Source organism: Polymorphospora sp. NPDC051019, assembly GCF_040683055.1.
Lineage (GTDB): Bacteria > Actinomycetota > Actinomycetes > Mycobacteriales > Micromonosporaceae > Polymorphospora > Polymorphospora lycopeni.
Map to the genome: position 1 here is coordinate 351,660 of NZ_JBFBCH010000006.1, position 6,580 is coordinate 358,239.

General features: G+C 70.5%; 6 protein-coding genes and 1 pseudogene. 4 read left to right on the forward strand and 3 right to left on the reverse strand.

Going from position 1 to position 6,580, the window contains the following annotated elements; translation table 11 throughout:
* Window positions 1-112 precede the first annotated feature (112 nt).
* Genes AB0M79_RS14750 through AB0M79_RS14760 form a run of 3 tightly spaced genes read right to left on the reverse strand, consistent with a single transcriptional unit; the run spans window position 113 to window position 3,620 of the window.
* Window positions 113-2,368: a heavy metal translocating P-type ATPase gene (locus AB0M79_RS14750; RefSeq protein WP_364212816.1), complete on the reverse strand. Its 2,256-nt coding sequence runs from the start codon at window positions 2,366-2,368 to the stop codon at window positions 113-115.
* Window positions 2,369-2,382: 14 nt separating this feature from the next.
* Complete coding sequence (locus AB0M79_RS14755) at window positions 2,383-3,372, reverse strand: hypothetical protein (RefSeq protein ID WP_364212819.1); 990 nt, start codon at window positions 3,370-3,372, stop codon at window positions 2,383-2,385.
* A 38-nt stretch (window positions 3,373-3,410) separates the two neighbouring features.
* Complete coding sequence (locus AB0M79_RS14760) at window positions 3,411-3,620, reverse strand: copper ion binding protein (RefSeq protein WP_357539301.1); 210 nt, start codon at window positions 3,618-3,620, stop codon at window positions 3,411-3,413.
* Between the two features lie 147 nt (window positions 3,621-3,767).
* Here AB0M79_RS14760 and AB0M79_RS14765 point away from each other — a divergent pair, with 147 nt between their 5' ends.
* The 4 genes and pseudogenes from AB0M79_RS14765 to AB0M79_RS14780 form a co-directional block, all read left to right on the forward strand.
* The gene (locus AB0M79_RS14765) at window positions 3,768-4,070 is read left to right on the forward strand and encodes a metal-sensitive transcriptional regulator (protein WP_357539302.1); all 303 of its coding nucleotides are present in this window, start codon (window positions 3,768-3,770) and stop codon (window positions 4,068-4,070) included.
* 173 nt (window positions 4,071-4,243) lie between these two features.
* The gene (locus AB0M79_RS14770) at window positions 4,244-4,792 is read left to right on the forward strand and encodes a carboxymuconolactone decarboxylase family protein (RefSeq protein WP_364212856.1); all 549 of its coding nucleotides are present in this window, start codon (window positions 4,244-4,246) and stop codon (window positions 4,790-4,792) included.
* 298 nt (window positions 4,793-5,090) lie between these two features.
* Window positions 5,091-5,894, forward strand: a complete 804-nt coding sequence (locus tag AB0M79_RS14775; RefSeq protein WP_364212823.1) for a hypothetical protein — start codon at window positions 5,091-5,093, stop codon at window positions 5,892-5,894.
* A gap of 385 nt (window positions 5,895-6,279) precedes the next feature.
* Window positions 6,280-6,580: pseudogene (locus tag AB0M79_RS14780) on the forward strand (hypothetical protein); the annotation flags it as partial.

A 6,580-nucleotide genomic window follows, 5' to 3' on the forward strand; every position in this document is an offset into this window, starting at 1 on the left:
CCGGGACGGCTCCGACGCGCGGAGCCGTCCCGGCGCACCGGGGCCGGCCCGCCGCCGCCGCCGATCTCGACGCGCACCTGGCGGTGACAGGTGCGCGTCGCGCGCGCGGCCGCTAGCTGGTGCTTCGGAAGCCGCGCAGGCGGAGGCTGTTCGCCACCACGAAGACCGAGGAGAAGGCCATCGCGGCGCCGGCGATCATCGGGTTGAGCAGGCCGGCGGCGGCCAGCGGTAGGGCGGCGACGTTGTAGGCGAAGGCCCAGAACAGGTTGCTCTTGATGATGCGTAGCGTCCGGCGGGCAAGCCGTATGGCGTCCACGGCGGCGGTCAGGTCGCCGCGGACCAGGGTCAGGTCCGACGCCTCGATCGCCACGTCGGTCCCGGTACCCATGGCCAGCCCCAGGTCGGCCTGGGCGAGCGCGGCGGCGTCGTTGACCCCGTCTCCGACCATCGCGACCGTCTTGCCCTCGGCTTGGAGGCGCTTGACCACTTCGGCCTTGTCGGCCGGCAGCACCTCGGCGATCACCTGGTCGATGCCGACCTCGGCGGCGACGGCCGCGGCGACGGTGGCGTTGTCGCCGGTGAGCAGGACCGGAGTCAGGCCGAGTGCGCGCAGCCCGGTGACGGCCGCCCGGCTGGTCGGCTTGACCGTGTCGGCGACGGTGAGGACGCCGCGCGCCCGGCCGTCCCAGCCGGCCAGCACCGCGGTTCGGCCGGCGGCCTCGGCCGCGCTCGCGGCCTGTTCGACCTCCCGCGGTACGTCGAGCCCGCGCTCGCGCAGCAGCCGCAGCCGGCCGACCACCACCTCCCGGCCGTGCACGGTACCGGTCACGCCGAGACCTTCGGCGTTCGCGAAGCCGGTCACCGGTGCCGGTGTGCCGGTTCGCGACGCCTCGGCGGCGATCGCCCGGGCGATGGGGTGTTCACTGGCGGCCTCCAGCGCGCCGACCAGCCGAAGCAGTTCACCGCGGTCCTGACCGTCGGCGGGCAGCACGTCGACCAGGGCCATCTTCCCGGCGGTGACGGTGCCGGTCTTGTCCAGCAGTACGGTGTCGACCCTCTTCGTGCTCTCCAGCACCTCCGGGCCCTTGATCAGGATGCCGAGCTGGGCGCCGCGGCCGGTGCCGACCAGCAGGGCGGTCGGTGTGGCCAGGCCGAGGGCGCACGGGCAGGCGATGATGAGCACCGCCACGGCGGCGGTGAACGCCGCGGTCAGGCCGCTGTCGTTGCCGATCCAGAAGCCCAGGGTGGCGGCGGCAAGGGCGATCACGATCGGGACGAACACACCGGAGATCCGGTCGGCGAGGCGCTGCACGGCGGCTTTGCCTGCCTGGGCCTGCTCGACCAGCTTCGCCATCTGCGCCAGTTGGGTGTCGGCGCCGATCCGGGTGGCGGTGACCACGAGGCGGCCACCGGCGTTCACGGTGGCGCCGACGACGGTGTCGCCCGCGCCGACCTCGACCGGAACGGACTCGCCGGTGAGCATGCTGGCGTCGACGGCCGAGGTGCCCTCGTCGACCACCCCGTCGGTGGCGATCTTCTCGCCCGGCCGGACCACGAACCGGTCGCCGGCGGCAAGCTGTTCGACCGGGATCCGGGTCTCCACACCGTCGCGGAGTACCGCGACGTCCTTGGCGCCGAGTTCGAGCAGGGCGCGCAGGGCCGCGCCGGCGGTGCGCTTCGAGCGGGCCTCGAAGTAGCGCCCGGCGAGGATGAAGGTGGTCACCCCGGCGGCGGCCTCCAGGTAGATGTTGCCGGCGCCGCCCGTACGGCTGATGTCGAAGCTGAACGGGTGCGTCATGCCGGGCGTTCCGGCGTCGCCGAGGAACAGTGCCCACAACGACCAGCCGAACGCGGCGAGGGTGCCGAGCGAGACGAGGGTGTCCATGGTGGCCGCGCCGTGGCGCAGGTTGATCCAGGCGGCCCGGTGGAACGGCAGGCCACCCCAGACCACGACCGGGGCGGCCAACGTCAGCGACAGCCACTGCCAGTAGGTGAACTGCCAGGCGGGCACCATGGCCAGCAGGATCACCGGCAGGGTCAGCACGACCGAGACCCACAGCCGGGTCCGCGTACCGCGCGTTTCGTCCACCGGCTCGGCGGCCGGTTGCGAGCCGGCCGGCGCGGGCGGGGGTGGCAGGACGGCGGTGTAGCCGGTCTTCTCGACTGCGGTGATCAGATCCTGCGGCGTGACGGTGTCGTCGTAGCGGACGGTGGCCTTCTCGGTGGCGTAGTTGACGGTGGCGGTGACGCCGTCGAGGCGGTTGAGTTTCTTCTCGATCCGGGCAGCGCAGGAGGCGCAGGTCATCCCGCCGATTTCGAGTTCGAGCTGGTTGCGCGCGACGCGCAGCGGCCTGGCGGGTGAGGTCATGACGTGCTCCGCTTTCAGTTGTGGGGGTGGCCGGGCTCGCCGTGCCCGCCAGCGGCTGATGGGCTCGGCGTCGCGGGACCGGTCGGGGCGGTGCCACCGACCGTGGGGGCCTGGCCGGCGGTCAGGGTGAATTCGGCGGTGTGCACGGTGCCCTGGTGCTGGAAGTCGAGGAAGAGCCGATACGTGCCGGCCGAAGGGACCTCGGCGAAGAAGGTGACCTGCGGTCCCGGGCTGGTCCGTCCGTCTCCGGGCTCGCCTTCCGGGTGCACGTGCAGGTACGCCAGGTCGCCCTCGCGCAGGGCGACCAGGTGCCCGTAGGCGCCCAGGTAGGGCTGCAGGTCGGTCACCGGAGCACCGTCGTGGCTGACGGTGAGGCTCAGCTCGGCGGTGCGGCCGGGCTGGAGAGTGCCGTCGATCGTCACCGTGTATCCGTCGACCGAACTGCTGGTCGCCGGTGCCGGCAACGGTCGTGGGGTGAACGGGCCGGGAACGGATACGTCCACGCCGAGGGTCAGCGGCGGGCCGCCGCTGGGGGTGAAGTCGGCGAAGGCCCGCCAGGTGCCGGGCTCGCCGACCGGGGACGCGACCCGCCAGGTGCCGTCCGGCGCCATCTCCGGGTGTACGTGCCGGAAGCCGGAGAGGTCCCGGCGGGTCACGATGAGATGCATCCGCTTCTCGTGTGCCTCGTCGAAGGCGGTGACGGTGTGGGCGTCCGGGCCGGTGATCCGGAAGGCGAATTCGTCCACCGGTGCCGGGACCGGGACGAGGGTGTAGCCACGGTCGGAGACCAGCAGTCCGCCGGGAATCGGGTTGGCCGCTCCCGGGTCGCTGTCGTGGCCGCCGCCGTCGTCGTCGTGGCCGCCGGCCTCGTGGCCGGTGGTGCTCTCGGGGCGGGTGTCGGCGGCCGGGGCGACGGGGTCGACGACATGGCCGACCCCGTACGCCGCGCCGAACACCGCCGCGAGGCCGAGGGCGAATCCGCTCAGCTTCGTCGCCGTGTTCATGTGACTGGCACCTCGGTTCCTTCGGGGTGGTGGGAACTTCAGGCGGCGACGAGGTCGTAGCCGGCCTCGTCGACGGCGGCCCGCACGGTGGCCAGGTCCAGCGGCGCCTCACTGGTCACGGTCACCCGCCCGGCGGCGAGGTCGACCTGGACGTCGCTGACGCCCGCGATCGCGCCGATCTCGGTGCTGACCGAGTTGACGCAGTGACCGCAGGTCATGCCCTTCACCTGGTACGTCGTGCTGGTCATGGAATGCTCCTCTCACATCTCACCCATACTCCCCGGGGGTATTTGGCGGGCGGACGCCCGCGATCGCCCATGTGAACCAATACCGGGGAGGGGTATCGCCGTGTACAACCGTAGCATACCCGGGAGGGGTACGTTATCCTCGGTTCCATGACCACACCGAACCCGACCCCGACCCGGGGCTACACCGCCACCAAGGACCAGCTGCTCGCGCGGCTGCGGCGCGTCGAGGGGCAGGTCCGGGGCATCGAGAAGATGGTCGACGACGACCGCTACTGCATCGACGTACTCACCCAGATCTCCGCGATCCAGGCCGCGCTCGACAAGGTGGCCCTCGGCCTGCTCGACGGGCACGCCCGGCACTGCATGCACGAGGGAGCGGCGGAGGGCCGGGCCGACGAGATGGCGACCGAGATGATGGCCGCCGTCGGTCGCCTCATGAAGCGGGGCTGACCTCGCTGGGCGCACGCCCATCGCAGATGCCGCCCGATCCGCCACCACAAACGGTCGTACGACAGTCCTTGTTGGACATAGCCAGACGACCCTTGAGATGACGTGGGTGATCGACTAGATTCGATCACCAGACACGCTCTGGATCGGCTTCGTGATTCTAGGAGAGTGACCCCATCGCATACATCGACCTAGGGGTGGACGAGACGGAGCTGCCCGGCGTGCGTGGGCCGCTGCGCTTCCGGCCGGAAACCGGCCAACCGTTACTTGAGCTGGTCGAGGTGCTGCTGCGCGGGCCGCATCCGCTCTCCCCCGGCGAACGGGAACTGATCGCCGCGTACGTCTCCGGCCGCAACGAGTGCAACTACTGCTGCTCGGCGCACTCCGCGTACGCGGCGGCGCAGCTCGACGAGGGCATGACCCTGGTCGACCAGGTGCGCTCCGACCTCGACAACGCCCCGATCTCCGCGAAACTGCGCGCCCTGCTGCACATCGCCGGCGCCGTCCAGGTCAGTGGGCGCGAGGTCACCCCCGAACTGGTCAAGGCCGCCCGCGCCGAGGGCGCCACCGACCTGGAGATCCACGACACGGTGCTCATCGCGGCGGCGTTCTGCATGTTCAACCGGTACGTCGACGGCCTCGGCACCCAACCGGCAACCGGTCCCGAGTGGTACACGAAGGCGTCCGAACGCATCGTCAACACCGGCTACCGGCAGGTCGTCTGACGACGATCCGGCTCCGCTTCCACCCACGTCGCATCGCCGTCGCGGGACGCGGGTGGTGACCGCCGGTCCCGGCCGCGCTCTCCGAGGCGTACCGCTTGGCGGCGGCACCTGATCGTGATCGCGACGGTGCCGCCCCGGGTACACGCCGCTCCCACACGATCCAACACCTCCCCTGCGATCCCGTCGCCCGGCGTGGACCAGTCGTGGACAACCCGTGGACTGCCTGAGGACCGCCGGTCCGACTCTGGTGCACGAGCCACGACAGGTGGCGCGTGACGAGCGAAAGAGGAGGAGTCCCGTGAAGAAGCTGCTCTCGCTGGCGGCTGCCCTGATCCTGACCTCGGGGGCGTTCATGGCCAGCCCCGCCGGTGCTGCGGTTCCGCAGGACGGAAGCGCCGCGCAGTTGGCCGGCGATCGGTCGATCGTGGGTCTGACCGCCGCGACGCTCCCCACCGGCGCGGGTTCGGCCCCGGCCGCCCCCGCTCCCAGCCATCAGGGATCTGACCGTGCCACCGGCGGACCGATCGTGCATCAGGTGCCGCGTGTCCCCCTCACCATCGACGGCAAGCCGGCGAGCCCCGACGGCATAACCAGGTACAACGGACGGCCGCTCTACATGGCGGCGATGCTGGACCGTGGCGCGGCAGCGGAACTTGTCGCGTTCACCAGCCCGGCCGAGTTCGAACAGTTCGTACGCAAGAACGGCGGGCCGGCGAACGCGTTGGCCCAGCCCGCAAAGGAGATGACGGAGGACGCGAAAGGAGCGACCGGAGAATCATCCGCGGGTACGACCGGACCGTCGATCAACTTCACCAACAGCACGGCGATCTATGAGCACTCGCACTTCCGCGGGAACCTGTTGGCGACCGCGAGCGGTTGGGGGTATCGCGATCTGAGCAGGGTGAGCATGTACTGCCATCTGTGGTGCATCGACTGGAACGACCAGGCGTCATCGGTAGCGGCCGACAACCACAACGGCCAGACGATCTGGGAGCACGCCGGGTGGACCGGATCGGCACTGTGGACTCCGGGTGGAATGGGACGGGTCAACCTCACCGATCTCGGTTGGAACGACCGCGCCTCGTCGTTCGCGTCCTGGTAGGCAAATGAGCCCGCACGCGTGGCTGGTGGGGGGCGAAACAGTCCGACGGGCAGACTCGCTCCCGAAAAGTCGCACGGAGGGTACTCCGGCCGCTGACCGCGGCCGGGGTACCCCGACGTTTTCCAGCGATTCTCCGGCCAGAACGAAGGCCGCCGGTAAGGCGTGGCACCGCGTCCACACCGTCCCCCGTCGGACGCCGGTGGCAGCAGGGTGAGCGCAAGAACTGGCATTACCGATGCATCGGTAATTTAGACATCCGCGAATGGCTGACGGTGCCACACTGCGAAGCGGCACGGCTGCCTGACACCAGGTGGACCGGCCGCCGAGCCGACGACGGGGCCCTCCAACAGGAGGACCCGTCGATGCGTGGAACGGGGTGGCCGCCGTGAGGTTCCAGGCGTTGGGTCCGCTGACGATCCAGCTTGAACACGGACGGCTGGATCTTGCCGGATCTCGGGAGCAGCGCACCCTCGCCGCGCTGTTGCTCGACACGAACCGGGTGGTGCCGGTGTCCCGACTGGTGGAGGCGATCTGGGACGAGCGACCACCGGCCACCTCGGTCAAGGCGGTCCGAAACTGCGTGTCCGCTCTCCCCGGGTTCCGCAGTTGGTGGTCACACGGAGGCATTGATCATGCGCTTGAGCAGGTCAGAGCCTTGGTCCCTCGAAGTCGGTCGTGTTACTACA